Genomic DNA, 26,480 nt, shown 5'->3' with positions numbered 1-26,480 from the left:
GCCCACCGCAGCCGCGCTCCGTAGTTCGAGATGGTGGGCATGGCGCGCAATCGGCCTGCGAACACCGCAGCACCTTCGATTGCGCCTTTGCCCACCCTCCGGACCTCATTGTCACACCGGCCGGTGCAGGACCGGGCGCGTGCGTGAGAAGGACGGGCGACCGCGCTTCAGGCCCCAAAGCGGCTGCGCGAGCGTCGCCACCGCCTCCGTCGGATCGCGCGCATCGATGCAGACGAGATCGGCCGGCGCGCCAATCCTCACACCGTAATCCTCCAGCCGCATCAACTTCGCCGCATCGTGAGTCACCATGTCGAGGCAGCCGGCGAGATGGTCGGGACGCGAGACGTGGCAGACATTGGCATAGAGATTGGCCATGCGGATCAGCGAGCCGTCGCCATAGGGCGTGAACGGATTGAGCACATTGTTGGTCGAGAGCGAGCAGGTGACGCCCCTGGCGCGCAGCGGCTCCAGCGGCACCACGCCGCGCGGGATCGCATGATCCTGCCGCCGTCCCATCAGATGCAGGTCGGTCGAGGGCAGCACCGTCACGGCGACGCCGGCATCGGCAAGCTTCACCGCGATCGCGTTGAAGCGCTCCGGCGGCAGCAGCGACAATTGCGTGACATGGCCGACGGCGACGCGGCCGCCCCAGCCATATTCCTCCGTCTTGCGGCAGACATATTCGATCTGCATGTGATCGAGCGTCTCGGCGAGATCGAGATGCATGTCGATGTCGACATCGTGCTCGCGCGCAATCGCGAAGATGCGATCGATCTGCGCCGGCGGATTGGTGTCGAAATACGGCGCGGCGCCGATGGTGCGCGCGCCGCGGCGCAGGCCCTCGATCAACAGCTCCTCGGTGCCCGGATAGTTCGTCAGGCCTTCCTGCGGAAACACGCAGATCTCGAGATCGAGCGCCCAGGCGTAGTCGCGCGCGAGCTGCTGGATCGCCTCGAACGCAATGAAGCCGATGCCCGGATCGAGCTCGACATGGGTGCGCATCCGCATCGTGCCATGGCTGACGCAGCGTTCCACGGTCTGCTTCGCCCTGGTGTAGACATCGTCAGCCGTGAAGTTGCGCTTGGCCGCGGCAGTCTCGCGCACCGCTTCGGCGACCGTGCCCTCCTTGATGGTGCAGCGATCGAGGATGCAGGTCTTGTCGAGATGAATATGGGTCTCGATGAAGCCGGGCACGACGAGGCAATTCTCCGCATCGCGCTCCTCGCCGTCCGCCTGCAGCCCAGCCTCGATCGCCACGATCAGGCCTTTGGAAATTCCGATATCGGCGCGGCGCAGCTCGCCTTGCTGCGCCAGCACCGCGTTGCGAATGATCAGGTCCATGCCGCCTTTGCCGCCGAAGAATCCATGCGCGCGCCAAGCTGGCGGCGCCGCGTCCAAAAGGCAAGCGCCATGCCAGCGGCCCAGGCTGCGCTGCATTGCAAGCCGGGCTTCGTCACCATTCGTTTACAAATAGATGCCGCCCTGGACACCCTTGTTTGCTGCGGAAAAGCTGCTATATTCGTGTATGGAAAACGTGAACGCGTTCTGCTCAGGCCCGTCGTCAAGGCGGGCCGTTGCCGTTTTGGGGGTAGCTGTCCGATGACTCGCTCCAACCGCACGGATCACATCCGCCTGACCTCGCACCCGGTGCCAGGCGCCAAGCATAATTTCCCGCTCCATTGGGGCGCCGAGACCGCGCGCGAGCGCGGACCGATCATCGGCACGGTGTCGCGGCCGCAGGACCGCAACGTGATCGGCAGCCATGGTGGCTCCTACACCGTCTACCGCGCGCTCGCGGTGTCCTCCGGCGCGCTCGATCCGATCCGCCGCCCCGATCTCACCAACACCCATCCCGCCGCCACCATCGGCCCGTTCGGCCAGTGGCGCGATCCGGCCAAGATCGTCGCGCTCGATCCGTGGGGGCATCTGGTCGCCGAGAATTTCGGCGGCGAGATCGCCGAGGGTATCGACATCCGGCCGTCGATCGCGGTGACCAAGGCGCGCATCGAGCTGCCGGAACTGCATGCCGCGCTTGCCGCTAAGCGCCTCGTTCACGACGGCGAGGTCGTGCATGCCAATGGCAGTGTGTCGGTGGTCAAGATCGCAATCGATCCGGTATGGTACCTGCCCGGCGTCGCCGCGCGCTTCGGCACCAGCGAGACCAATCTGCGCCGCGGCCTGTTCGAGCAGACCGGCGGCATGTATCCGGAGCTGGTGACGCGGCCGGACCTGCAGGTGTTTCTGCCGCCGATCGGCGGCACCACCGTCTATCTGTTCGGCGACGTCACCAAGCTGAACGACGCGAGGACGAAGATCACCTGCCGCGTGCATGACGAGTGCAACGGCTCCGACGTGTTCGGCTCCGACATCTGCACCTGCCGCCCCTATCTGATCCACGGCATCGAGGAATGCGTCGCGGCCGGGCAGAATGGCGGGCTCGGCATCATCGTCTACAACCGCAAGGAAGGCCGCGCGCTCGGCGAAGTGACGAAGTTCCTGGTCTACAATGCGCGCAAGCGCCAGGAGGACGGCGACGCCGCCGCGGCCTATTTCGAGCGCACCGAATGCGTCGCCGGCGTGCAGGATGCGCGCTTCCAGCAGCTGATGCCCGACGTGATTCACTGGCTCGGCATCACCCGCATCGACCGCTTCATCTCGATGAGCGACATGAAGCACGACGCGCTGACAGGCCAGGGCGTCGACATCGTCGAGCGCGTGCCGATCCCGGACGAGCTGATCCCGGCCGACGCCCATGTCGAGATCGCGGCGAAGAAGGCCGCCGGCTATTTCTCGCTGGAGCCGCAGAAGCCCGAAGCGCTCGGCGACACCGTCGGCCGCCCGCTCGAGAAGTACTGAGCCCAGCGGCTGATCATGACCGACGTTTCATATCTCCTGTCCGCCCGCGCCGTGCGCGAGCGGGCGCATCAACTGCTTGCGCTCGGCCTCGACGGCAAGCTGCCGCATTTCCGCATCGATCTCGCAAAGCTCGACGCGATCGCCGATCTCGTGCTCGATGTCACGAGCAAGGCCTACCCCAACGGCGAGGTGCCGTTCCATTCGCGCTGGCGGCATTTCGTAGTCGCCGGCGTCGATCGCTGGGCCGAGATCGCCGCCGGAGTGAGCTGGCCGGATGCGGCGTCGCGCGCGGGCGCCGAGTTCGATCTCGCCATCACCAGCGTGCTGCTCGATGCCGGCGCCGGCGCAGCCTGGCGCTATCAAGACGCCGTGACGGACGCGCGTATCGGCCGCTCCGAGGGGCTCGCGCTGGCGAGCCTCGACATGTTCGCGAGCGGCGCATTCTCCGCCGACGCGAATAATCCTCTACGCGCCGATGCGGCCAAGCTCATGCAGCTCACCGTCGCCGATCTCGAACGCGGCTTTCAGGTCGGCCCCGGCAATCCGCTGGTCGGGCTGCAAGGCCGCGTCGCGCTGCTGCGCCGACTCGGCGAGGTCATTGCTGCACAGCCTGGGATCTTCGGCGCGAAAGATCGCCCGCGTCCCGGTGGTCTGTTCGATGAGCTCGCGACAGTGGCGACAAGCGGCCATCTTCACGCTGCCGACATCCTGCAGCAGGTGCTGCTGCAGCTCGGCCCGATCTGGCCGTCGCGCCTGGCGCTGCAAGGCGTCGCGCTCGGCGATTGCTGGCGGTATCCGTCGCTGGTCACGGCCGATGAGACCACCGGCCTCGTCCCGTTGCACAAGCTGTCGCAATGGCTGAGTTATTCGCTGATCGAACCGCTGCAGCGCGCGGGCCTGGTGGTCGATGACATCGACGGCCTCACGGGCCTTGCCGAATACCGAAACGGCGGCCTGTTCGTCGACGGCGACGTGCTGAGCTTGCGGGATCCAGCTGATGCCACGCGCGCGCATGCGGTCGACTCCCCGCTGGTGGTGGAATGGCGCGCGCTCACCGTCGCCCTGCTCGATCGGCTCGCCGCGCTGATCCGCGAGCGCACCGGCCAGACGCCTGAGCAGCTGCCTTTGGCCCGCATCCTCGAAGGCGGCAGTTGGGCCGCCGGCCGCAAGCTCGCCTTCGCCCGCCGCCCGGACGGTTCGCCGCCACTGACCATCATCAGCGACGGCACGGTGTTTTAAGGGGTGTTGAGATTATATAGCTCTCGTGCGGCAGAGACGGTGCGCCCTCTCCCCTTGCGGGAGAGGGTGGCGCGCATGAGCGGAGCGAATGCGCGCCGGGTGAGGGGTTCTTTCCGCGGACACAGACCCCTCACCCGGCTCGAACTCGCTCCGCGAGTTCGATCCACCCTCTCCCACTCAGGCAATCGCTACGCGATTGCCGCGAGGGAGAGGGTACACCGTCCGTACTGCGCTACGTCGGTTCAACTAATACTCAGTTCGTACGGTGGGCAAAGCGCAGCGTGCCCACCATTCCCATCTGAGTTAGGATCGCGGTGGACACGGCGCTTTGCGCCTTTGCCCACCCTACGGAGATGAAAGCCATGGAAGGCGTCACGGTCGTCGATCACCCGCTGGTGCAGCACAAGCTGACCCTGATCCGCGACAAGTCGATCTCGACCAAGTCGTTCCGCGAGCTGCTCAAGGAGATCGGCATGCTCCTGTGCTACGAGGTCACGCGCGACCTGCCGCTCACGGAAGTGGAAGTCGAGACGCCGCTGGCGCGGATGCAGTCGGCCAAGATCGCCGGCAAGAAGCTGGTGTTCGTGCCGGTGCTGCGCGCCGGGGTCACCTTCGTCGACGGCATGCTCGACCTGGTGCCGACCGCGCGCGTCGCCCATATCGGCCTGTACCGCGAGCCGCAGACCTTCACCGCCGTCGAGTACTTCTTCAAGGCGCCCTCCGACCTGCAGGAGCGCCTCGCCGTCGTCGTCACGCCCGTGCTGGCGACCGGCAACAGCGCGGTGGCCGCGGTTGACCGGCTCAAGGAGCGCGGCGCCAAGGACATCCGCATGGTGTGCATGATCGCCGCCCCCGAAGGCGTCGAGCGCGTCCGCGGCCTGCATCCCGACGTCACGCTGTGGACCGCGGCGATCGACGAGGGCCTCGACGACGACGCCTTCATCGTCCCCGGCCTCGGCGACGCCGGCGACCGCGCGTATGGGACGCGGTGACGCTGTCAGTCCCGTCGTGGCCGATCCTTCGAGACGCATCGCTTCGCGATGCTCCTCAGGATGAGGTCAGGTTTGCGGATCGAATTGAACTGCTGCCGCGGCATCACTGGAAACCCTCTCCATGAACACGCCTCTTGGCGTGTTCATGGTCGGTGCAGTGCCGCCCTCGGCTCTTGCCCCTCATGGTGAGGAGCGTCGCCCTCGCGACGCGTCTCGAACCATGAGGCCCCATGCTGCCCGTCATCGCTTCCTGAACCCGTCGGCCCACTGCCGATGAAAGCGCGCCTGCTGCTCCACCGTCGCCGGCACCACGGTCTCGTCGGCATGGAAGATGTTGACCAAGTCTTTCCTCAGGCTCGGCTCGCCGAGACGCATCCTGTAAGCCAGGATCGCCGGTCCCATGTCGCGCTGCATTCCCGAGGGATAAACGTTCTCGCTGGCGCCGAAGCAGCACAGCAGCGCACCGCGCTTTTCCAACTCCAGCCGTAGCTCGATCAAGGCTTCGAAGAAGTCGACGTCGGATTGCGCCGTCTCGACCTCACTGCCCTGGACGAGCGAGATGCAGTAGACCTCTTTTCCCTCGGCCATGATTTCATCTGCCGTCACTCTGGACCGCTCTCGCGAGCCGTCGGCGAGCAGCACGTCGATCTCCCCGTCAAAATAGCGTTCAGTGCTCATTGCGGCCTCGAGCTTTACGGTACCCATCGGGGGCAAGCGTCGTGTTCACATACACTGATTTGCCCGACGAGCAGAATTGGCTGCGTGCCGACGTCTCTGTTGCTCAGTCACGCGGCGGCCCCGCCGTGCGCCCCGAGGCTGATTTCGCACGCCGCTTCAACGACAAACCAGACTTCAAGAGGCGGTGCGAAAAATAAGCAGCTTCCGTAAATCAGAAAAATCGGATATTCCTCCCCTGTTCCGGTCCGGACGAGGGGCGTACGCGTCGTCACGATACGTTGGATCGGCAATGCGGTGGACGTCGGAGCATCGGATGCGCTTGCGCGGACGAGCGGTGCTCTGCGGACGGCGAAGTCGCGTGGTCCTGATACCCCGAAGCCGGTATCAAGTCGGCCGGTGTGACGCATCGGACCGATGACGGCGGCCAACAAGCCGGGCGCCGGGGAGATCGCGTATAAGCCGTAAGCCATCGCGCAGGGAAGGCCGGATGCTCCGGTCCGTACCTGTGGTTCTGCCGCGTGCTTTTTTCTGCACGCGGACCATGGGTGCGACCGGCACCCGGCCTTCCCTGCGCCCTCATCATGTCGAGGGCCGAGAGTTCAGCATCACCCGGGCGCGCTCCGCGCCGCGGCAACGATGCGGCTTGCGCAGTGTCTGACGAGGCTCACTGAGATGAAGGAAGCGCTTCAGCCCGCGAACGCCGCCTGCGCCTCCGGCAGCGCCCAGATCTTCTCGATCGCGGCCGCGCCGGCCGCCGTGATCGCCGCCTCGTCGCCATGCAGATAGCGGCCATCGTGGATCAGCAGCCGGCCGTCGACCATCACCTGATCGATGTTGGCGCGGTTGGCGAGCGCGATCAGGCCGCGGCGGGGGTCGTGCAACGGCTGGAGATGTGGATGCGTCATGTCGACGACAGTCAGATCCGCGGTGGCGCCCGGCGCGATCACGCCGAGATCGTCGCGCTTGATCATGGCGGCCGCCGTCGCGGTGACCGCATCGATCAGCTCCGGCGCGCTCGCGGTTTCGGCGCTGCCGAGCGCGACCTTCGAGATCAGCGACGCCGCGTTGAGCTCGCCGAGCAGGTCCATGTTGTAGCCGTCGGTGCCGACGGCGGTGCGCACGCCGTGCGCGGCGAAGCGGCCGAACGCGGCGGTGACGCCGGCGCGGGCGAACACGCGCGGGCAATTCAGCACGCCGGCGCCGCGCGCTGCCATCAGCTTCAAATCCGCGTCGGTCGAAGCGTGGCAGTGCGCAGCGAGCAGATCCGGCCCGAGCAGACCAAGCCAATCGAGATATTCGGCCGGCGTCCTCCCACCATAGCGCTGCCCGATGGTGGCGACCTCACCCGGGCTCTGCGCCATGTGCGTCGTCATGGGAACGTCGAGCTCGCGTGCCCGCGCCGCGGCAGCACGCAACAGATCAGGTCCGCAGGTGTCGGTCGCATGCGGGCTCATCGCCAGGCGAATGCGCCCGTCGCCCTGCCCCTGCCAGCGCTGGTACAGCGCGTTCCAGGTCGCCATGTCGGCCCCGCCGTCATCGCCGGCATAGTGCACGACGCCCGAAGCATCCGCCTTGGCATCCGAGGTCGAGAACAGATAGGGCGCGCCGTAGAAGCGCAGGCCCATCTCGAGCGCCGCATCGAACAGTTCGGGGATCGTGTTCCGAAACGGCTCCATCACCGTGGTCGCGCCGCCCTTCAAGAGTTGCAGCACGCCCATGCGGCCGATCGCCAGCCGCTCATCCGCGGTGAGGATCTCCGCCCCGCGCTTCGAGAGCGGCAGCAGCACCGTGTAGACGATGCTCTTGTTGTTGCGGCGGCCGTTGCCATCCTCCGTCAGCGTGCGCGCGATCGCTTCGCTGAAGATGTGATTGTGCAGGTTCAAAAGACCCGGCAGCACGAAGCGGCCGGGCCGGTCGAACACCTCGTCGGCCGAGGGACGATCGCGCGTCACCGCCGCGATCCGCCTGCCCTCGACCAGCACCCAATGGTCGCGCAGCACGCCCTGCACGCCATCCTCGCGGGTCAGCACATAGCTGCCGAAGATCGCCGTGGTGCTCATGCGCCCTTGGCTTCCGCTGCCTCATGACGCTGGTAGTTCGCCGCAATCTCCGCGCCGGTGGTGATCCAGACGTCCTGGCACGACTTCGTGTAGTTCAGGAACTCGCGCAGCAGACGGAAGCGCATCGGCCGCCCCGAGACCTGCGGATGCAGCACGGTGGTGACCATCGCGCCCCAGTCCCGGACCTCGTCGAGCTCGTCCTTCCACATCGACAGGACGTGCTCCTTGGGAAAGATCGAGCGCGGCGAGAACCGCGCCGACAGGCCGTGCATCCAGTCGTCGTAGCTCGACGTCACCGGGATCTCGATCGTGCCGGGCTTGCCGTCGGCGAGACGATGGCGATACGGCCTGACGTCGTCCCGGAACGACGAGGTGTAGACGATGCCCTGGCGCACCAGCGCGACGCGAAGCTCCTCGCAGAACTCGCCGAACGGCGCGCGGTAGCCGATCGGACGGACGCCGAGCCGGCGCTGGAGGGCATCAAAACCGCGCTCGATCTCCTCGATGATGAAGGGATCGCCGGGGTCCGGCAGCAGATGATGATAGCCGTGATGCCCGATCTCGTGCCCGGCCTTCAGCACCGCCTCGGCCATCGCCGGATGCGCATCGACCGCCCATCCCGTGATGAAGAACGTCGCCTTCAGATCGAGGTCGGCGAGCAGTTCGAGCAGCTTCGGCGTGCCGACGCGGGCCTCGAAACCGCCGAAACTCATCGTGACCAGACGCTCGGCATGCGCCGGGTCCTTCGACGTCCAGGCGCTCTCGGCGTCGATGTCGAACGACAGGAACATGGCCGCGCGATAAGGCGCAGGCCAGGGATATTCCGGCGCCGGGGGCGCCGTATTGGAGGGGATCAGCGGAATGCCCGCGAGCGCCTTACTGTCCGGCATTGATCAACACCTTCTCGATCGCGTTATCGCCAAGCTTCCACTTCGAAAGCAGCGCCTTGTAGCTGCCGTCGGCGATCAGCGCCTCCAGCGCGCCACGCAGCGCCTCGCGCAGCTCCTCCGCCTTCGCTGGCGTCGCGAGCCCGGTATACTGAAAGGCGATCGGCGTGCCGACCGGCACATAGGTGTTGGGCTCGAGGTCCATGATGTAGGGCAAGGTCTCGTTGCCCTGCACGGCGGCATCGATGCGGCCCTGCTTGAGCTGCGTGCGCGCATCGGCCGAGCCCTCGGTGCCGACGAACTCGATCGGAGTCGCGCCGCAGTTCTTCTCGCTCCAGGCGGCGATGTCCTTGGGAAACATCGTGCGCCTGCTTGCGCCGACCTTCTTGCCGCACAACGCCGTGGGCTCCTTGAACTCGGCGGCGCGCGAGGCCTGCACGAAGAAGCGCGGGCCGCTGCGCAGATAGTCGATGAAGGTCGCGGTCTCCTGCCGGCTCTTGTAGTCGGTCATGCCCGTCAGGATGATGTCGAAGCGCTGCGTGGCAAGCCCCGGCATCAGCTGATCGAAGCTGGTCTCCTGCCACACCGCCTTGATGCCGAGCTTCTTGGCCAGCGCCTCGCCGAGTTCGACGTCGAAGCCTGTCAGGGTTGCGGTCGCCGGGTCCTTGAACTCCATCGGCGGATAGTTCGGCACCACGGCGATACGCAGGCCGTTCTGCCTGATGTCGGCCGGCACCTCGGCGGCAGCCGCTCCCAGCGCGGCCGCGCTCGCGACGGCGGCCAATATGATTGATTTCAATTTCATGATCTCACCCCACTTCAGCTGCCAGAAATGCCTTGGTCCGCGCCTCGCGCGGCGCACGCAGCACCTCGCCGGCCGGACCGCTCTCCACGATCACGCCCTGGTCCATGTAGACCACGCGGTCGGCGACTTCGCGCGCGAAGCCGAGCTCATGCGTGACGACCAGCATGGTCATGCCGGAGGTCGCGAGCTCCTTCATCACGCCGAGCACCTCGCCGACCAGCTCCGGATCGAGCGCCGAGGTCGGCTCGTCGAACAGCACCAGGCGCGGGGTCATCGCGAGCGCGCGCGCGATGGCGACGCGCTGCTGCTGGCCGCCGGACAGCTGCGAGGGGTAGGAACCGGACTTGTCGGCGAGCCCGACCCGGCGCAGCAGCGCCATCGCCGCGTCCTTCGCCTCGGCCGGCTTGCGCCGCTGCACCTGCACGGGTCCTTCGATGACGTTCTCCAGCGCCGTCAAATGCGGGAACAGATTGAAGCGCTGGAACACCATGCCGCAGGCGAGCCGCTGCCGCGCGATCTCGCGCTCCGACAGCCGATGCAGCCGGCCGTCCCGCTCGCGAAAGCCGAGCAGCTCTCCGTCGAGCCAGATGCCGCCGCTATCGGCCGTGGTGAGTTGGTTGACGCAGCGGAGCAAGGTGGTCTTGCCGGAGCCGGACTGGCCGATCAGGCACACTACCTCGCCTTCGAACACATCGAGGGAGACCTGCTTCAGCGCCTGGAATTCGCCGAAGCGCTTGCTGACTTGGCGGATCGCGACCAGCGGCTTCATCAGCGGCTCCTCGCGACGCCACGGGCGAAGCGGCGTTCGAGCAGCATCTGCAACGGCGTCAAAACGGAGACCACCAGCAGATACCAGAGGCCGGCGACGATCAGCAGTTCGATGACGCGGGAGTTGGCGTAGTAGATGTTCTCGGCCGAATGCAGCACTTCCGGATATTGGATGACGCTCGCGAGCGAGGTCGCCTTGACGAGGCCGATGAACTCGTTGCCGAGCGGCGGGATCACGACGCGCATCGCCTGCGGCAGGATGATCCGGCGCAGCGCCTGCAGCCGACCCATGCCGATCGCCTGCGCCGCCTCGTACTGGCCGATATCGACCGACAGCAGCCCGGCGCGCATCACCTCCGAGGTGTATGCGCCCTGGTTGATGCCGAGCCCGAGCAGCGCGGCGAGGAACGGAGTCATCACGTCGACGGCGCGCGCGCTCCACAGGCCGGGAATGCCGATGGTCGGAAACACCAGCGCGAGATTGAACCACAGCAGCAGCTGCAGGATCAGCGGCGTGCCGCGGAACAGCCATGTATATCCAGCGGCGACCGAGCGCAGCACCGGATTCGGCGACAGCCGCATGATCGCGACGACCACGCCGAGCGCGATGCCGAGCGCCATCGCCGCCACCGCCATGACCATGGTGTTGACGATGCCGCGCAGGATGACCGGCGCGGTGATGAAGCGCTCGACGAACGGCCATTCGATCTGCCCGCGCGCGAAAGCGCGGCCGATCGCGAGGAGAATGAGGATGATGATGGCAGCTGCGATCCACCGTCCCCAATGCGCCCGCCGCGCGATCGCATGGCCGGAGATATCCGGGAAACCGTCGGCGAGCGCTTCGCTGCGGCTCATTGCGGCGCCGCGTTCAGCATCGGCTCGCGCACCGCATTGGCGCCGAGGCCCCATTTGTCGAGGATCGCCTTGTAGCTGCCGTCGGCGATCATCGCCTTGAGCTGATCCGTCACAACTTCGCGCAGCGCAGCGTCATCCTTCCGGAACATGATGCCTTGATAGCCGAACGCAATGGGCTCACCCACGACGCGGTACTTGCCGGCCTCCTGCGATTGCGCATAGGGCAAGGTCTCGCTGCCCTGCACCGCCGCATCGATGCGGCCCTGCTTCAGCTGGTTGCGGACGTCGATCGAGTTCTCCCCCGGCACATATTGCGCGGCCGGCTTTCCGGCGGGCTCGCAAGTCGCTTTGCTCCACTTCTCGATCTCCTGCGGGAAGCTGGTCGAGCGGGTCGTGCCGATCTTCTTGCCACACAGATCAGCCGCGGCCTTCGCATCGCTCTCGGCGAGCACGAAGAATTGCGGGCCGGTGACGAGGTAGTCGACGAAGTCGGCCGTCTCGCGGCGCGAGGCCCGGTCGGAGATGCCCGAGATGATGAAGTCGGCACGCCTGGTCTGCAGCGAAGGGATCAACTCCGCGAACGGCGTCTCGCTCCAGACGATCTTTACACCCAGACGCTTCGCCAGCTCGTTGGCGAGATCGACGTCGAGCCCCTTCAGCTCGTTCGTGGCGGGGTCATGATACTCCATCGGAGCGTAGGTCGAGTTGACCGTGAGCTTGAGCGCTCCCGCCTGCTTGATGTCGGCTGGAAGCTCGGCCGCGCCGGCTGCGCCGAGCAATGCGAAGGTGACGAAACCAGCGAACAACGAACGGCTCATCGTGCAAGACTCCTTCGGGCGAAATGGCTAGTCGACGGCAACCGGCTCGACCGCGCCGGCACGCTCGGTGATGAGCTTGTACTGATCCGGCCGGCGGTGCGCGGCGAAGTTGAACATCTTATCCTTACCCTGCCGGCACAAATCGAGATCGATGTCGGCAACGAGCACCTCGTCGCCGAGCGTCTTGGCCTGAGCGACGATGCAGCCATTGGGATCGACGATGCAGGAGCCGCCGATCAGGCCGCTGCCGTCCTCGTCGCCGGCCTTGGCGACCGCGATCGCCCAGGTCGCGTTCATGTAGGCATTGGCCTGCGCGACCAGGGTCGAGTGGAAGGTGCGCAGCGCTGCATCCTCGGTGTTGCCGCCGTTCGGATCATAGGCTGCGGAGTTGTAGCCCACGCAGACCAGCTCGACGCCCTGCATGCCGAGCACGCGCCACGACTCCGGCCAGCGCCGGTCGTTGCAGATCATCATGCCCATGATCGCCCCGCCCCAATCGGAGCCTGCGCGCACGGCCGGAAAGCCGAGATCGCCGTATCCGAAATAGCGCTTCTCGAGCTGCTGGTACTTCGCCCCCTCGCGCGGCTCGACCGAGCCCGGCAGATGCACCTTGCGGTACTTGCTGATGATCTCACCGTCGGGATCGACCAGAATGGAGCTGTTGAAACGGCGGCCATCGGGCGTCAGCTCGGCATAGCCGACATAGAAGCCGACACCGAGCGCCCGCGCGCGATCGAACAATGCGGCGACGGCAGGATTCGGCATGCTGCGCTCAAAGTACTGATCCAGCGCATCGCCCTCCAGAATCCAGCGCGGGAAGAAGGTCGTGAAGGCGAGCTCGGGGAACACCACCAGCTTCGCGCCCTGGCGAGCTGCCTGCTCCAGGAGTTCTATCAGGCGGGACAGCGTGTGCGCCCGGCTGTCGGCGCGCTGGGTCGGCCCCATCTGGGCGGCGGCGGCACGGAAAATACGGCTCAAGACTGCCTCCGATCTGTGCGCCATGCCGAACGAGCAGGCGAAGATCGCCTGGAGACGCGCACCGAAAGAAGGGATCATCTTGGCGAAACCGGCGTGGGATTTGCAATCCGCTCCTACGGCCGCGCGCTATGATATTTTGGCCGAGACCATAACCCGGGCTTATAGGGCGTTCACATGAACCTGCGTCAGCTGGAGATCCTGCGGGCCGTCATCCGCCATCACACGACCGTCGCCGCGGCGGAGGAGCTTGCGCTGTCGCAGCCGGCGATCAGCAATGCGCTGAAGGCGATGGAGGCGCAGGCCGGCTTCACGCTGTTCGAGCGTGTCAATAACCGGCTGTTTCCGACGCCGGAGGCGATGACGCTGTATGAGGAAAGCGAGGCGATCTTCACCTTGCATGCGCGGCTGGAGAACCGCGTCCGCGACCTGCGTGAGCAGAAGATGGGCCATCTGTCGATCGTCGCCACGCCGCCGCTCGCCTACAGCATCATCCCGCCAACCTTGTCGGGTTTCCTGCGGCGCCGGCCGCAGACGCGGATGTTCTTCGACGTCAGGCGCTATGAGGGCGTCATCGAAGGCGTGCTCGGCAACGTGGCCGAACTCGGCTTCGCACTCGGCCTGTCCGATCATCCCGGCATCGCGCATGAGGTGGTGCATACCGGCGAGATGGTCTGCGTGATGCCGCCGCAGCATCCGCTTGCGGAGCGGGATCAGATTTCAGCGCGCGATCTCGCCGGCTTCCCGCTGATCGGGTTGGAGCGCGGCACGCGCCTCGGCGAAGCGGTGCGTGACAGCTTTCGCGAAGCGGATGCCGACTATCAGCCCACCGTCGAAGTCCGCTACTGCAACACCGCCTGCGTGCTGGCGGCAACCGGCGTCGGCATCGCCGTGGTCGATCCCTTCTCGCCGCGCCAGGGCGGGCACGATCTCGTGGTGCGCCCGTTCACGCCGAGCACGGCGGTGTCAGCCTATGTGCTGTGGTCGGAGGCGCGGCCGCTGTCGAATCTGGCGAAGACGTTTCGGAATGAGGTGCGGAATGCGAGCCGGAGTTTTACGAAGGAGGCAAACACAATTGTTTCCGCAACGACGCTGCCAAATACAGCGCCCTCTCCCCTTGTGGGAGAGGGCATCGCCAGCGCCTCCACAGACTCAGTTGGGTGAGGAGTATCTTTCCACAAGCGCGACTCGTCGAGAGAGACCCCTCACCCGAGTGGGCTCGCTGATCTGCCTTGCATGCCCTCTCCCACAAGGGGCGAGGGCGCATTCACAACCAGCGCGCTTGCGGCAGCATTTCTAAAATGTTCGCCGAGCCACAAGCAACGACACGGAAAGCCTCACGCCCGCGCGAGCTCGATCTCATGCGTCTGCTTCGTCTCGGCGTCGTACACCTTGATCTGCAACATCGGAAACCGGCGCTTGAGGTCATGCGCGCCGTTATGCGCACCGTCCTTGGTCTTGAACTCGGTCTTGATCTGGCCATCGACCACGACCGCATAGCCGGTCAGCGGAAGGTCGTTGCCGGATTTGTCTTGAGCAGGCTTGTTGTGAACAGACTTCTCTTGGGCAGACTTGAGCATTGCGAGCCGACGTCGATTCGTGAGTTGCGGGGGTGCCGGGTGCGCGGGTCTCCGCGCCTCGAACGACACCGATGTAAGGTGAGTCTGTCGCGACGAGCAAGCGAAGACGCGTTCTGCACAAGCAGGACGATTACGGTTCAACCTGATGGCGTGACAACGCGCTGCGAACATTTGAGGCTGCTTCGTTCCGGGAGCCGGAACGGTAAACGCCGAAGCTCGCCCTTGACCGTTCGTTTACCTCGCGGTCGGCCACGAGCCTGTGACATTGATTCATGTCAATATTCTCGGCTCGAACGCGCCGCCTACTCCCGGTACGTCCAAGCGAATCACGTTGCGGTTCCCTGGTTCAGCGTGCCGCCAACGGTCCCTGTGCATGGCCATGGAGAATCAGATGAGCGAGATCGGCGTCACGGCGCTGGACCATACCGTCCAGGAAACCAACATCTGGCTGAAGGCGATCGAGCAGCGGCTCGGGCTGGCGAGCCGCCAGCAGGCCTACAACGCGCTACGCGCCGTGCTGCACGTGCTGCGCGACCGCCTGCCGCTCGCCACCGCGGCGAATTTCGGCGTACAGCTGCCGCTCTTGGTCCGCGGCATCTACTACGAGAGCTGGCAGCACGCAGCAACGCCGACCAAGGACCGGCATCTCGAAGAGTTCGTCGACGACATCTTCCGCCAGCTGCCGCCGCAATTCCCGGTCGATCCGCTCAAGGCGGCGCGCGGCATCTTCGAGATCCTGTGGGAGAAGCTCGATCCCGGCGAGTTCGACAAGCTGATGGGCCACCTGCCGGTGTCGCTCAGGAACCTGCGCGAACCGGCGACCTGACGACAGCGAACTCAATGCGCGAGCTGCCGGTAGAGCGCCGGCAGCGCCGCCGGCAGGCGGCGGATGTTGCCGACGATGGCGTAGCCGCCGCGGCCGAACAGCGTTGGAAAATACGACTGCGCCGACGCGTCGATGGTGACGCCGAACACCGCCACGCCGGCACGGCGCGCCTCCTGAACGGCCTTGCGGGTGTCCTCGATCGCGAACCGTCCCTCATAGTGATCGATGTCGTTAGGCTTGCCGTCGGTCAACACCAGCAGAAGCCGCTTGCGCTCGGGGCGCTCGGCGAGACCGGCGGCGGCGTGGCGTACGGCGGTGCCGATGCGCGTGTAGTAGCCGGGCCGCAGGGCGCCGATGCGGCGCTCGACCTGCCCGCTCATCTTCTCGCCGAACGCCTTGACTGTCTCGAGGCGGATCCACGAGTTGCGCCGCGAGGTGAAGGTGACGATGCTATGGCTGTCGCCGCAGGCCGACAGGCCGTGAGCCAGCACCAGCAGCGCCTCCTTCTCGACGTCGAGCACGCGAACGCCGTCGACCCACGCATCCGTCGACAGCGAGACGTCGACCAGCAGGGTCACCGCAAGATCATGCGCGAGCGGACGCATCGCGAGGTGGACGCGATCGAGTGCGCCATGGCCGGCGTTGAGATCGCAGCGTGCGCGGACCAGCGCGTCGATATCGAGGTCATGCCCGTCGGCCTGCGCACGCATCACCTCGTGGCGCGGCCGCAAGGTCTCGAACCTTCGCCGCACGCTGCGGATGCGCCGGCGCATCGCCTCGTCCGGCGCCCAAGTCTCGCCTGTCTCGGCGGCGTCGCCGGTGACGACGCGGCAATGATCGGGCAGATAGTTCCCGCTGCGATAATTCCATTCCGGGTACAGCCGTCCGCTGTCGAGCCGCGCGGTGTCGACCGCCTCGGGAGGCAGATCGAGATCGAACTTCAGCTTGCTCGCCGGCCGGCCCTTGCGCCTGCTGATCGCAAGCTCATCGAGATCATCGGCTGCCTTGCGCGCATCGTCATCGTCCGTGTCATCAGAGGGACGATCGACATTCACCATCTCCGCCATCGCGAGGATCTTCTCGAAGCGGTTCAGGATGAATGGATCGCGCTTGGTGGCATCGTCGCGCTCCCGCCGCGCGAAGCGCTTGCGGGGATCAGGCGTCTCGGCCTGCTCGGCCGTCGTCTGCATCTCGTCGTCGTCGCGTTCGGCCGCGACGGCCTCACGGCTCCAGCAATCGCCCCACAAGGGACACGGCAGCATCGGCCGGTAGCCGGGCGGCGCGGTGTCCGGCAATTCGCCGTTGGCGACCACGGCGTCCCACAATGCGCTCTTCGGTGGCACGGCGGCCCCGAGCAGCGCCATGACGATCGTCTCGACCTGCTGCTCCAGACGCGGCAGCGGACGTCGCGGCCGGGCGGCGGCCAGGGCCCGCGCGAGCCGGGCGTAGGTTCGGTTCAGTCCGGGAAAACGCGAGAGCACCATCATGGTGGTCTCACGCGCCCGGCGCAGTGCGAGAAGATCACGCCGCAGCGGATCGACCTCCGCAATCGGGTCGGTCGGCATGGCCGCGAACCACGCCGCGAGCCAGTGATAGAGCTGCGCGTTGAGCGCACGATCCGGCAGCAGCGCGATGCTGTCCGGGAGAAACACGGTGGCGCCATCGCGGCCGGCCTGGTCGAGGCACTCGTCACCCAGCCCGATGCGCTGGCGCCAGCCGAGCCGATGGCCCGACTTGCGCGCCTTGGCGCCCGCGATCTGCACGCCGGTCTCACCGCCGAGCCCGCGGAACATCACGGCGATGCGCCCGCTGACGTCGTTCAGCGCGACCGCGTGATCGGGATGGACCGGATAGCTCGACGTCGTGCCGACGAGACGATGCCAGGCGCGGCCGACGGTCTCCTCCAGTTCGAGAAAGTCGAGCATGGCTCACCCGATCACGGCGTGCGCGACCTCGCGCAGGGCAGCCTTGACGTCGGCGTCGTCGGTCAGCGGCTCGATCATCGCGGCAAGCACGGCCTCGGCAACGGGCGTTCCGGCGGCGACGAGCGTGGCGCAATAGACCAGCAGCCGGGTCGAGACGCCCTCCTCGAGATCGTGTCCCTGGAGCGCGCGCAGCCGATGCGCCAGCGCCACCAGGGGCCGCACGCGCTCAGGCGACAGACCGCTCTCGGCAGCGACCACGGCGATCTCCTGCTCGGCGGGCAGAAAGCCGAATTCGATGGCGATGAAGCGCTGCCGCGTCGAGGGCTTGAGCGCCTTGTGCAGCGACTGATAGCCGGGATTGTAGGAGACGACGAGCATGAAGCCGTCGGGCGCAACCAGCTCCTCGCCGGTGCGCTCCAGCGGCAGGATGCGGCGGTCGTCGGTGAGAGGATGCAGCACCACGGTGACGTCCTTGCGCGCCTCGACGACCTCGTCGAGATAGCAGATGCCACCCTCGCGGACCGCGCGGGTCAGCGGACCGTCGGCCCATACGGTGTCGCCGCCCTTAAGCAGGTAGCGTCCGGTGAGGTCGGCGGCAGTGAGGTCATCGTGACAGGCCACCGTGTGCAGCGGCAGGCCGAGCCGCGCGGCCATATGCGCGACGAAGCGGGTCTTGCCGCAGCCGGTCGGGCCCTTCAGCAGCACCGGCAACCGGTGCCGGAACGCATGCTCGAACAGCGCGCATTCGTTGGAGGTCGGCGTATACGGCGGAAGCGCGGGAACGGTGTCAATCGCGTGCAGCGCGGCTTTCATGGTCACTCTCCAAAATCGGGGAATGCAGGCGGCGGCATCACAGCCGCCGCCTGCCAGCATTCACTCCGCGGGCTGCAGCGCGCCGGGGATGACGGCCGGCTTCGCACGGCCGGGCACCAGCACGGCCCAGACGAACATCAGCGCCGAGATCGCGACGAACACGCCGGAACCGAGCCGGACCCAGTAGAACATCGCGAGCTGGTCCTGCACGTCCATGTAGCTCTGGCCGAGGACGCGCTGCAGATGCACCTGAAGGATGCCGGCGAAGGTCAGTGCGAAGGTCATCACCATCATCGCGGTGCACATGATCCAGAAGCTCGCGATCGAGAGCCACTGGTTGTAGGGCGCGCGCTGGCGCAGCTGCGGCACTGCATAGGCCATCACGGCGAGGTTGAGCATCACATAGGCGCCGAAGAAGGCGAGATGGCCGTGCGCCGCGGTGACCTGAGTGCCGTGAGTGTAGTAATTCACCGAGGACAGCGTGTGCAGGAAGCCCCACACGCCGGCCCCGAGGAACGCCATCACAGAACAGCCGACCGACCACAGCAGCGCCGCGCGGTTCGGATGCTTGCGGCCGGCCTTCAAGGTCATCTGCACCGTGAAGATCACCATGGTGAAGAACGGCGCGACCTCGAGGGTGGAGAACAGCGAGCCGATCCACTGCCAGTAGCCGGGAGCGCCGATCCAATAGAAGTGATGGCCGGTGCCGAGGATGCCGGAGAACAGCGCCAGACCGATGATGACATACAGCCACTTTTCGACGATCTCGCGGTCGATGCCGTTGAGCTTGATCATCAGGAAGGCCAGGATCGAGGCCATGATCAGCTCCCAGACGCCCTCCACCCAAAGATGGACGATGTACCACCAGTACATCTTGTCGACGGCCAGGTTGGCCGGGTTGTAGAACGCGAACAGGAAGAAGATCGCGACGCCCCACAGCCCGAACAGCAGGATGTTCGTGACAGTGGTCTTGCGGCCCTTCAGCGCCGTCATCGTGACGTTGAACAGGAACATCAAGCAGACGACGACGATACCGACCTTGATGATGAAGGGCTGCTCGAGAAACTCGCGGCCCTCGTGATAGTGGAAGAGATAACCGACCACGGCTGCTCCGGCGGCGCCGAAGAACATCCAGAACTGGATCTTGGCGAGCAGCGGGCTGTAGAGCTCGGTCTCGGTCTCCTCGGGCAAGAGGAAGTAGGTCGCGCCCATGAAGCCGATCAGCGACCACACGATCAGCGCATTGGTGTGGATCATGCGGACGATGTTGAAGGGAAGCAGGACCGACAGCGTGTTCGGCAGCACGTAGATGGTGCCGGCGAGCAGCCCGAACAGGACCTGGGCGAGGAAGAGCGTCAGCGCGCCGTAGAAATACAGCATCGCGACCTTCTGGGTCTCATATCTCATCGCGGATCTCTCTCGTGGATGAAGGGCGGGATGCAGGGCTCAGCCGGCCTTGTTCGGCGGCCAGTCCTGGCGCTTGATCGTGTCGGTCCATTGCAGGAAGTCAGCGAGGTCGTTGAGCTCCTGGTCGGTCAGGTTGAACTGCGGCATCTGCCGCCGGCCCGGCGCGCCGGAGGGCTGCGACTGCATCCAGGACTTCAGCATCTCGCGGGCTGCCGCCGGATCCTCTCTGCCGCCCCAGCGGTCCCAGACGTTACCGACCTCAGGCGCGAAATAGGCGCCCTCGCCGAGCAGGGTGTGGCAGTTGATGCAGGAGTTCTTCTCCCAGACATGCTTGCCGCGCGCGACGCCGTCGGAGAGCGTCGACGCCTTGGTCGAGGTCGTGACCATGTAGTAATGGCTGTGCGCGGTCAGCCCGAGGAAGATCGCAAAGAAGAAGGCCGAACCGCCGTAGAAGACGTTCCGCGCGGCCGACTTGGTCAGGCGTTCCGCCATGACACGTCCTTTCCGGTTGGTGAAGAATCGTGGTGTGCAGGCAATCTATCGGCGATGCCGAGGGGCTCTTTGTCGGGGCGCAACCAGCGCGACGATCAGCCGTCAGACCAGTGCACGGGCCGCAACCGCGAGCGCGGCAAAGGCCGCAAGGCCGGCGAGCCAGGTGGTGAGCAGCCCGCGCCACAGCATTGGCGCCTGCCGCAGGCCGAGATAGTCGAGGACGATCACCCTGCCCTTCGCAACGGCGAGCGAAAGGACCAGGGCATTGAGCAGCCACCTGTTCGGCACCAGCAGCGGGGCGGCGAGGGTGGCCGCGGCAAGGCCCAGCAGCTGAAGCCAGGCGAGATCGAGACGGTCGCGCAGCATGGCTCACCCCACCAGATAGACGATCGGGAACATCACGATCCACACCAGGTCGACCATGTGCCAGAACGCGGCTCCGGTCTCGACGCCATGGGGCGCGGCGCTGCGGCCGACGACGGCGAGGATGACGATCCCGAGCGCGACGTGCAGCAGGTGGAACCCTGTCAGCAGGAAGTAGAGCGTGAAGAAGACCGACGATTCGAGGCTCGCGCCGGACGCGATCTCGTGGCCGTACTCGGTCAGCTTGATGGCGATGAACGCAACGCCGAGCGTCATGGCCAGCGCGATCCAGCGCCGCGCGCTGCGCGGCGATGCGCACCGCGCGGCCGCGGCTGCGCGCGCCGCGGCCCAGCCGCTCGTCACCAGCACGATCGTGTTCAAAGCGGCGAGCGGCCCGTCGAGGGTGGCCTGCCCGTCAGCGAACACCGCCGGATTGACCGCGCGTGCGACGACAAAGGCGCCGAGCAGCAGGCCGAAGGCGACGAGCTCGCTGAGGATCAGCACCCACATCATGACGTCGCCGGGCAGCCCGTCGAACGCGCCCCAGCGCTCCTCTTCCTGTGGCTCGCATGTGAGTGCCGACATCGCCGCCTCCGATTGGATGTCGCGAAGCTAGTCAGGAGACTGGACATCCTCTTTGTCGGTGCACAAACAGCGCGGCGCAGGAATGCGCTAGTGATCGACGACAGCACCGGGAGCAGGATCTCATGACCGAAGCCCAGCTCGGCCTCGTCACCGCAACGCCGATCATCATCCTCTTTGCCGCGGCGATGCGGCGCATGGGCGTGCTGTCGACCGCCGGCACCGTGTCAGCCATTGCGGCGTCGGTGGCGATCGCCACTGTCCTGTTCGTCACCCAGTAGGCCGCTTGCAGTAAGCCGCTTGGAACCTTCGCGGCACCAGGGCGTAACATCGTCCGGAGGTGCCGCATGGACGACAATCGATTCGCCGAGCTGCTCGGCAACGCCGCGATCGGCGTATGGGGCGACATGCCGCGCGATATCCAGGAGGCGCTGTTCGAGACCGCGATGCGCGGCCACGACGATCTGCGGCATCAGCTGGCGAAGCTGCTGCACGACCGGCATCCGCGTACGGAGCATCCGCCGCGGCCGGAATGAGCCGCTCAGTCCCGGGGATCTTCCGGCGTGAAATGTGACGGCTCGTCGTATCCCCTGCGGCTGCTGTAGAACAGCAGCACCATCAGCCCGATCCCCACGATCAGCGAAAACACCACGCCGAGCGTGAGCGCGATCCATCCGTCGGTCGGCATGGGGGCGCCGGGCAGTGTCAGCCCCTGATAGGCAAACATGGCCACGGCCCCGAGGATCAGCAGCAATGCAACGATGATGGTGATCGGTCCTGCACGCATAGCAATCCGCGCTCCTGGAAGCGAGAACAGGAGGAGACTGGGATCGTTCCTGGAGCGGCGCGCGGTAACCGCGCACGTCGGCAGTTCCGAAATGTGAGAACACGGCGCCAAGGACGCACGACGTTGCGGCGCGGAAATCATCGCACTGCATTCAATCCCGGCATCGCCTGCTCAAGGCTTGGAGCCCGCGCCCGCGGCTTGGCACCGGTCGCATGGCTGCTCCCGCCGGGGATCGCTAGGCGCGCGGGAACTTAGCTGATAACCATGCCGGCTTCCCATCGGCTAAAGAGGACGAGACCGGAGATGGACAATCGCAGCGAGATCTGGCGCGGCGTTGACGCGATCAAGACCCGTTTCATCGAGCTCAGCGACCGCGTGTGGAGCATGCCGGAGGTCTGCTACACCGAGGCCCGCTCCTCTGCCGAACATCTCGCCGAGCTGAAGCACCAGGGTTTTCGCATCACCGAGAAGGTCGCAGGGATTCCGACCGCGCTGATGGGCGAATGGGGTGAAGGCGGTCCGGTCATCGCCTTCATGGGCGAGTATGACGCCCTGCCCGGCCTCTCTCAGGAAGCCGGCGTCGCCGAACATCGGCCGGTCGAGACCGGCGGTCATGGCCACGGCTGCGGCCACAATCTCCTGGGCTCGGCTGCGCTGCTCGCAGCGACCGCCGTGAAGGACTGGCTCGCCGCGAACAAGGTTCCGGGACGGGTGCGCTACTACGGCTGTCCAGCCGAGGAAGGCGGCGCCGCCAAGGCCTTCATGGTGCGCTCGGGCGCGTTCGAGGATGCCGACATCGCCATCACCTGGCATCCCTCCAGCTTCTGGGAAGTGGTGATGACACCGTCTCTGGCCAACACCCGCGCGGACTTCATCTTCACCGGCCGCACCTCCCATGCGGCCGCCTCGCCGCATCTCGGCCGCAGCGCGCTCGACGCGGTCGAACTGATGAATGTCGGCGTCAACTACATGCGCGAGCACATGCCGAGCGACGCCCGCGTGCACTACGCGCTGCTCGACACCGGCGGCATCGCGCCCAACGTCGTGCAGGCGCATGCCCGCGTGCGCTACTCGATCCGCGCCCGCGACCTGCCCGGTATGAACGAGCTGGTCGGGCGCGTGCACAAGATCGCGCAGGGCGCGGCGATGATGACCGAGACCAAGGTCGAGATGAAGATCATCTCGGCGGTCTCCAACATCCTGCCGAACACGCCGCTCGAAGAGGCGCTGTACGAGGTGATGCAGGAGCTCGGGCCGCCGCATTTCGACGACAGCGACAGGGATTTCGCCGGGCAGATCCAGGCGACCTTGACCGACAAGGACATCGAGTCGGTCTACTACAGCATCGGCATGGAGCCGTCCGACAAGCCGCTCGCCGACTTCCTCGTGCCGCTCAATACCAAGCGCAATCCGCAGATCGGCTCGACCGATGTCGGCGACGTCAGCTGGGTGGTGCCGACGGTGCAGGTCCACGCCCCGACGGTCGCGATCGGCACGCCGTTCCACACCTGGCAGGTGGTCGCGCAAGGCAAGACGCCAGCCGCCCACAAGGCCATGGTGCAGGCAGCCAAGGCGATGGCCGGACTCGGCATCAAGGCGCTCAACGAGCCCGCTCTGATCGCAGCCGCCAAGGCCGACCTGACCAAGCGGACGACGCGCACGCCCTATGTCAGCCCGCTGCCCGAAGATGTCGAGCCGCCGCTGACGATGTCGGTCGCCTGAGACGAAAACCCGGGGGGAGAACACAATGGCAAAGACAGCAAAGAAGCCGGCGACAAAAGCCGCCCGGCCGGTTCCGAAGCGCGCCACCGCGCGCACCGTGGCCAAGGCGAAACCTTCGGCGAAGGCGAAGACTGTAACCAAGGCGGCACCCAAACCGCCGGCGAAGGCGGCTGCGGCAAAGCCGCGGCTGCCGAAGGGGCCGGCCTGGCAATGGTCGGCGGTCGAGACGGCGGCGGCGATCCGCTCGGGCGTCGTCTCCTCGGTCGAGGTGACCCAGGCGCACATCGCGCGCATGCATGAGGTCAATCCGAAGCTCAACGCGGTCGTTGTCGATCTCAGCGACGAAGCCCTGAAGGCCGCGCGCGCCGCCGACAAGGCCCGCGACAAGTCCGGCTTGCTGCACGGCGTGCCCGTCACGATCAAGGAGAACGTTGACTACGAGGGTCGGCCGAATCCCAACGGCGTCCCGGCGCAGATGGGGATCATCGCGCCGTCGGACGCGCCCGTCGTGCGCAACCTCAAGAAGGCCGGTGCGATCGTGCTCGGTCTCACCAACACGCCGGAATTCTCGTTTCGCGGCTTCACCGACAATCCGCTGCACGGGCTGACGCTGAACCCGTGGGATCCTGAGATCACCTGCGGCGGCTCGTCGGGTGGCGCAGGCAGCGCCGTCGCTGCCGGCATCGGCACCATCGCGCATGGCAACGACATCGGCGGGTCGCTGCGCTGGCCGGCGCATTGCAACGGCGTCGTGACGATCAAGCCGACGCAGGGGCGTATCCCCGCCTACAATGAGAGCGCCGCGGGCGAGCGGCCGATGCTGGCGCATCTGATGTCGTCGCAGGGTCCGCTGGCGCGCAGCGTCGCCGATGTCCGGCTGGCGCTGGAGGTGATGAGCCGGCGCGATCCGCGCGATCCCTGGTGGGTGCCGGCGCCGCTCGAGGGCGACAAGCCCAAGCGGCCGATCAAGGTCGCGCTGGCCAAGATCCCCGACGACATGGACGTCGATCCCTCGGTGCGCGCGGCGCTCCGGCAGGCTGCCGATCATCTGGAGCGCTCCGGCTACCGCGTCAGCGAGGTCGAGGTCCCCGACATCTCCGGCGTGTGGCAGACCTGGTGCGATGTCATCACCACCGAAGTGGTGGTGATGCAGGAGGCGAAGATGCTCGCCGTCACCTCGGAGGACTTCCACAAGGCATGGGGCGGGATGCGGGCGAAGGCCGAGATCCTCGACCTCGCCGGCTGGATGAATGCGACGGCGCAGCGCTCGACGCATATCCGCGCCTGGCAGCTGTTCTTGGAGGACTATCCGGTGGTGCTGGCGCCGACCGCGGTGAAGCCGACGCCCGGTCCGCGCGACGACACCGTCAGCGCCGAGCGGGTGCAGGAGATCTTCTTCAACGAGATCCGCTTCATTTCGGCGATCAACGTGCTCGGCCTGCCCGGCGCGGTCGTTCCGGTCACGGTCCATAATGGCCAGCCGATCGGCGTCCAGCTGATCGCGGGCCGTTATCGCGAGGACCTCGCGCTGGACGCCGCAGCGGCGATCGAGAAGCGCGCCGGTGTGCTCGTCAAGCAGCTCTGGCAGACGCTGGGCTAGACGACCTGTTCCAGGTCCTGTTCGCGTCCACATGAACCATTTGACCCTCGCTGTCATCGTCCCCCGGGCGATGACAGCGAGCGTTCGGCGTTACCACCGCCCCACCCACCGCCGTCATCCCCGACGAGCGCGCATCGCGCGCGAAGATCCGTGATCCATAACCACAGGCAGACGTGGGGGGCACATCCTGAGCTACCGTCCTGCCTCACACACCCGCCGGTGGCTATGGGTCCCGGCTCGAGGCCGGGACGACACCGAATGTGTCGTGGGGCCGTTCCAACTCGCAGCCCATGAGCGCATGAGCTGGGCAAAATCCCACCACGCATTCATCTGTCATCACCCCGCGAAGGCGATCGCCCCACTACGCCGTGACGCTTCGGTGCGATCTTCTGCAGCGGACGCGCCTATTCCGACACGCCCTTCATTCTCTGGCCGTCGTGTTTGCGACACGCCGCCGCAGCCATTGTCGTAAGTCGAACAGGGGACGCGCATCGCCTCGGCACGAGGCTGCCCTCGTGTTGACGGGAACCGATCGAGCTGTCTATTCTGATATATACAAATGGATACAGCATGGCATCGGCGCAGGCCGGTGCGCCGGAACGGGACTTGCAATTTCACCGTCGCGACCCGTCTTGGTGGATACGATAAGGACAAAATGATGAGATCGATGCGCTTCGCCACTGCCGCCCTGGGCGCGGCCCTTGCCCTGCTGACCAGCGCAAACGCGTTTGCCGGCAGCGCCAACGTTGCCGTGGCGGCCAACTTCACCGAGCCGGCCAAGGAGATCGCGAGCCTGTTCAAGGCCAAGACCGGCCACGAGGTGGTGCTGAGCTTCGGCTCCTCCGGGCAGTTCTACACGCAGATCAAGGAGAGCGCACCGTTCGCGATCCTGCTCTCCGCGGATGACGAGCGGCCGAAGAAGCTCGTCGATGACGGCCTGGGTGTCGCCGACAGCCGCTTCACCTATGCGATCGGAAAGCTCGTGCTATGGAGCAAGGATCCGAACACGGTGAAGGGCGAGGAGACCCTGAAGGCGAACGCGTTCAACAAGCTCTCGATCGCCAATCCGACCGCAGCGCCCTATGGCGCTGCCGCCATCGAAGCGCTGAACGCGCTCAAGCTGTATGAGGCGGTGCAGCCGAAGATCGTCCAGGGCAACACCATCTCGCAGGCGTTCCAGTTCGTCGACACCGGCAATGCCGAGCTCGGCTTCGTCGCGCTGTCGCAGTTGATGCCGAACGCAGGCGGCTCGCGCTGGCTAGTGCCGCAGAACCTCTATAGCGAGATCCGGCAGGATGCGGTGCTGCTGAAGGCCTCGGCCGGCAACGAGGCGGCAACCGCCTTCCTGGCCTTCCTCAAGACACCGGAAGCCCGTGCCGTCATCGAGAAGTTCGGCTATGCTCTGGATCCGAAGTCCGGCAGCTGAGCCCATCGATCGATGATGCCCAAA

The 26,480-nt window shown here is 66.2% G+C and carries 27 protein-coding genes; 10 read left to right on the top strand and 17 right to left on the bottom strand.

All coding sequences use genetic code 11. From position 1 onward, the window contains the following. Positions 1-111: 111 nt before the first annotated feature. Positions 112-1,341 carry an amidohydrolase family protein gene (locus NLR35_RS28770; protein WP_257169916.1) on the bottom strand — a complete coding sequence of 410 codons (1,230 nt, stop codon included), beginning with the start codon at positions 1,339-1,341 and terminating at the stop codon, positions 112-114. Positions 1,342-1,599: 258 nt separating this feature from the next. Between NLR35_RS28770 and NLR35_RS28765 the strand changes: the two genes are divergently transcribed. The 3 genes from NLR35_RS28765 to upp all read left to right on the top strand — a co-directional run bounded on the left by NLR35_RS28765 (position 1,600) and on the right by upp (position 5,087). After that, the gene (locus NLR35_RS28765; protein ID WP_257169915.1) at positions 1,600-2,856 is read left to right on the top strand and encodes a GTP cyclohydrolase II; all 1,257 of its coding nucleotides are present in this window, start codon (positions 1,600-1,602) and stop codon (positions 2,854-2,856) included. A 15-nt stretch (positions 2,857-2,871) separates the two neighbouring features. After that, positions 2,872-4,095 carry a URC4/urg3 family protein gene (locus tag NLR35_RS28760; protein WP_257169914.1) on the top strand — a complete coding sequence of 408 codons (1,224 nt, stop codon included), beginning with the start codon at positions 2,872-2,874 and terminating at the stop codon, positions 4,093-4,095. 362 nt (positions 4,096-4,457) lie between these two features. After that, positions 4,458-5,087 (top strand): uracil phosphoribosyltransferase, encoded by a 630-nt coding sequence (gene upp, locus NLR35_RS28755; RefSeq protein ID WP_257169913.1) that lies wholly within the window; start codon positions 4,458-4,460, stop codon positions 5,085-5,087. 240 nt (positions 5,088-5,327) lie between these two features. Here upp and NLR35_RS28750 read toward each other — a convergent pair whose 3' ends face one another. From NLR35_RS28750 to NLR35_RS28715, 8 genes are all read right to left on the bottom strand, one after another. Beyond that, positions 5,328-5,765 carry a hypothetical protein gene (locus NLR35_RS28750; RefSeq protein WP_257169912.1) on the bottom strand — a complete coding sequence of 146 codons (438 nt, stop codon included), beginning with the start codon at positions 5,763-5,765 and terminating at the stop codon, positions 5,328-5,330. A 686-nt stretch (positions 5,766-6,451) separates the two neighbouring features. Next, on the bottom strand, positions 6,452-7,825 hold the full coding sequence (locus tag NLR35_RS28745) for an amidohydrolase family protein (protein ID WP_257169911.1): 1,374 nt from the start codon (positions 7,823-7,825) through the stop codon (positions 6,452-6,454). Then, entirely contained in the window at positions 7,822-8,715 is an 894-nt protein-coding gene (locus tag NLR35_RS28740; RefSeq protein WP_257169910.1) for a polysaccharide deacetylase, read from the bottom strand. The genes NLR35_RS28745 and NLR35_RS28740 overlap by 4 nt, the downstream gene beginning before the upstream one ends. Continuing rightward, positions 8,702-9,517, bottom strand: a complete 816-nt coding sequence (locus tag NLR35_RS28735) for an ABC transporter substrate-binding protein (protein ID WP_257169909.1) — start codon at positions 9,515-9,517, stop codon at positions 8,702-8,704. Before NLR35_RS28735 ends, NLR35_RS28740 begins: the two co-directional genes overlap by 14 nt. Before the next feature lie 4 nt (positions 9,518-9,521). Next, positions 9,522-10,289, bottom strand: coding sequence for an amino acid ABC transporter ATP-binding protein (locus NLR35_RS28730; protein ID WP_306577782.1), 768 nt, complete (start codon positions 10,287-10,289; stop codon positions 9,522-9,524). Then, positions 10,286-11,140 carry an amino acid ABC transporter permease gene (locus NLR35_RS28725; RefSeq protein ID WP_257169907.1) on the bottom strand — a complete coding sequence of 285 codons (855 nt, stop codon included), beginning with the start codon at positions 11,138-11,140 and terminating at the stop codon, positions 10,286-10,288. Before NLR35_RS28725 ends, NLR35_RS28730 begins: the two co-directional genes overlap by 4 nt. Beyond that, complete coding sequence (locus tag NLR35_RS28720; RefSeq protein ID WP_257169906.1) at positions 11,137-11,958, bottom strand: ABC transporter substrate-binding protein; 822 nt, start codon at positions 11,956-11,958, stop codon at positions 11,137-11,139. The genes NLR35_RS28725 and NLR35_RS28720 overlap by 4 nt, the downstream gene beginning before the upstream one ends. A 27-nt stretch (positions 11,959-11,985) precedes the next feature. Then, entirely contained in the window at positions 11,986-12,960 is a 975-nt protein-coding gene (locus NLR35_RS28715; RefSeq protein ID WP_257169975.1) for an N-carbamoyl-D-amino-acid hydrolase, read from the bottom strand. Between the two features lie 150 nt (positions 12,961-13,110). Between NLR35_RS28715 and NLR35_RS28710 the strand changes: the two genes are divergently transcribed. Further along, positions 13,111-14,097, top strand: coding sequence for a LysR family transcriptional regulator (locus NLR35_RS28710; RefSeq protein WP_257169905.1), 987 nt, complete (start codon positions 13,111-13,113; stop codon positions 14,095-14,097). Positions 14,098-14,270: 173 nt separating this feature from the next. Here NLR35_RS28710 and NLR35_RS28705 read toward each other — a convergent pair whose 3' ends face one another. Continuing rightward, entirely contained in the window at positions 14,271-14,513 is a 243-nt protein-coding gene (locus NLR35_RS28705) for a hypothetical protein (protein WP_011924883.1), read from the bottom strand. Between the two features lie 391 nt (positions 14,514-14,904). On the opposite strand from NLR35_RS28705, the gene NLR35_RS28700 reads away from it, so the two are divergent. Further along, entirely contained in the window at positions 14,905-15,339 is a 435-nt protein-coding gene (locus NLR35_RS28700; protein ID WP_257169904.1) for a DUF2267 domain-containing protein, read from the top strand. An 11-nt stretch (positions 15,340-15,350) separates the two neighbouring features. Here NLR35_RS28700 and NLR35_RS28695 read toward each other — a convergent pair whose 3' ends face one another. From NLR35_RS28695 to NLR35_RS28670, 6 genes are all read right to left on the bottom strand, one after another. After that, positions 15,351-17,264 carry a nitric oxide reductase activation protein NorD gene (locus NLR35_RS28695; RefSeq protein ID WP_257169903.1) on the bottom strand — a complete coding sequence of 638 codons (1,914 nt, stop codon included), beginning with the start codon at positions 17,262-17,264 and terminating at the stop codon, positions 15,351-15,353. 3 nt (positions 17,265-17,267) lie between these two features. After that, the gene (locus NLR35_RS28690; protein ID WP_257169902.1) at positions 17,268-18,077 is read right to left on the bottom strand and encodes a CbbQ/NirQ/NorQ/GpvN family protein; all 810 of its coding nucleotides are present in this window, start codon (positions 18,075-18,077) and stop codon (positions 17,268-17,270) included. A gap of 60 nt (positions 18,078-18,137) precedes the next feature. Continuing rightward, positions 18,138-19,484, bottom strand: a complete 1,347-nt coding sequence (locus NLR35_RS28685) for a cbb3-type cytochrome c oxidase subunit I (RefSeq protein ID WP_257169901.1) — start codon at positions 19,482-19,484, stop codon at positions 18,138-18,140. Between the two features lie 39 nt (positions 19,485-19,523). Then, positions 19,524-19,976, bottom strand: a complete 453-nt coding sequence (locus tag NLR35_RS28680; RefSeq protein ID WP_257169900.1) for a cytochrome c — start codon at positions 19,974-19,976, stop codon at positions 19,524-19,526. Between the two features lie 102 nt (positions 19,977-20,078). Beyond that, complete coding sequence (locus tag NLR35_RS28675) at positions 20,079-20,342, bottom strand: cytochrome C oxidase subunit IV family protein (protein WP_257169899.1); 264 nt, start codon at positions 20,340-20,342, stop codon at positions 20,079-20,081. 3 nt (positions 20,343-20,345) lie between these two features. Continuing rightward, the gene (locus NLR35_RS28670; protein ID WP_257169898.1) at positions 20,346-20,924 is read right to left on the bottom strand and encodes a cytochrome c oxidase subunit 3 family protein; all 579 of its coding nucleotides are present in this window, start codon (positions 20,922-20,924) and stop codon (positions 20,346-20,348) included. Positions 20,925-21,046: 122 nt separating this feature from the next. Here NLR35_RS28670 and NLR35_RS28665 point away from each other — a divergent pair, with 122 nt between their 5' ends. After that, positions 21,047-21,202, top strand: a complete 156-nt coding sequence (locus NLR35_RS28665) for a hypothetical protein (RefSeq protein WP_257169897.1) — start codon at positions 21,047-21,049, stop codon at positions 21,200-21,202. A gap of 66 nt (positions 21,203-21,268) precedes the next feature. After that, positions 21,269-21,457 carry a hypothetical protein gene (locus NLR35_RS28660; protein WP_257169896.1) on the top strand — a complete coding sequence of 63 codons (189 nt, stop codon included), beginning with the start codon at positions 21,269-21,271 and terminating at the stop codon, positions 21,455-21,457. Between the two features lie 5 nt (positions 21,458-21,462). Here NLR35_RS28660 and NLR35_RS28655 read toward each other — a convergent pair whose 3' ends face one another. Then, the gene (locus NLR35_RS28655; RefSeq protein WP_257169895.1) at positions 21,463-21,708 is read right to left on the bottom strand and encodes a hypothetical protein; all 246 of its coding nucleotides are present in this window, start codon (positions 21,706-21,708) and stop codon (positions 21,463-21,465) included. A gap of 303 nt (positions 21,709-22,011) precedes the next feature. Between NLR35_RS28655 and NLR35_RS28650 the strand changes: the two genes are divergently transcribed. The 3 genes from NLR35_RS28650 to modA all read left to right on the top strand — a co-directional run bounded on the left by NLR35_RS28650 (position 22,012) and on the right by modA (position 26,456). Then, the gene (locus tag NLR35_RS28650; protein ID WP_257169894.1) at positions 22,012-23,430 is read left to right on the top strand and encodes a M20 family metallopeptidase; all 1,419 of its coding nucleotides are present in this window, start codon (positions 22,012-22,014) and stop codon (positions 23,428-23,430) included. A gap of 25 nt (positions 23,431-23,455) precedes the next feature. Beyond that, positions 23,456-25,030: an amidase family protein gene (locus NLR35_RS28645; RefSeq protein ID WP_257169893.1), complete on the top strand. Its 1,575-nt coding sequence runs from the start codon at positions 23,456-23,458 to the stop codon at positions 25,028-25,030. 658 nt (positions 25,031-25,688) lie between these two features. Beyond that, positions 25,689-26,456 carry a molybdate ABC transporter substrate-binding protein gene (modA, locus tag NLR35_RS28640; protein ID WP_257169974.1) on the top strand — a complete coding sequence of 256 codons (768 nt, stop codon included), beginning with the start codon at positions 25,689-25,691 and terminating at the stop codon, positions 26,454-26,456. Positions 26,457-26,480 lie beyond the last annotated feature (24 nt).

The sequence above is a fragment of the Bradyrhizobium sp. SRS-191 genome, assembly GCF_024586915.1.
Taxonomy (GTDB): Bacteria; Pseudomonadota; Alphaproteobacteria; order Rhizobiales; family Xanthobacteraceae; genus Bradyrhizobium.
The sequence above is the reverse complement of the archived record's forward strand: the minus strand, read 5'-3'. Positions and strand labels throughout refer to the sequence as shown.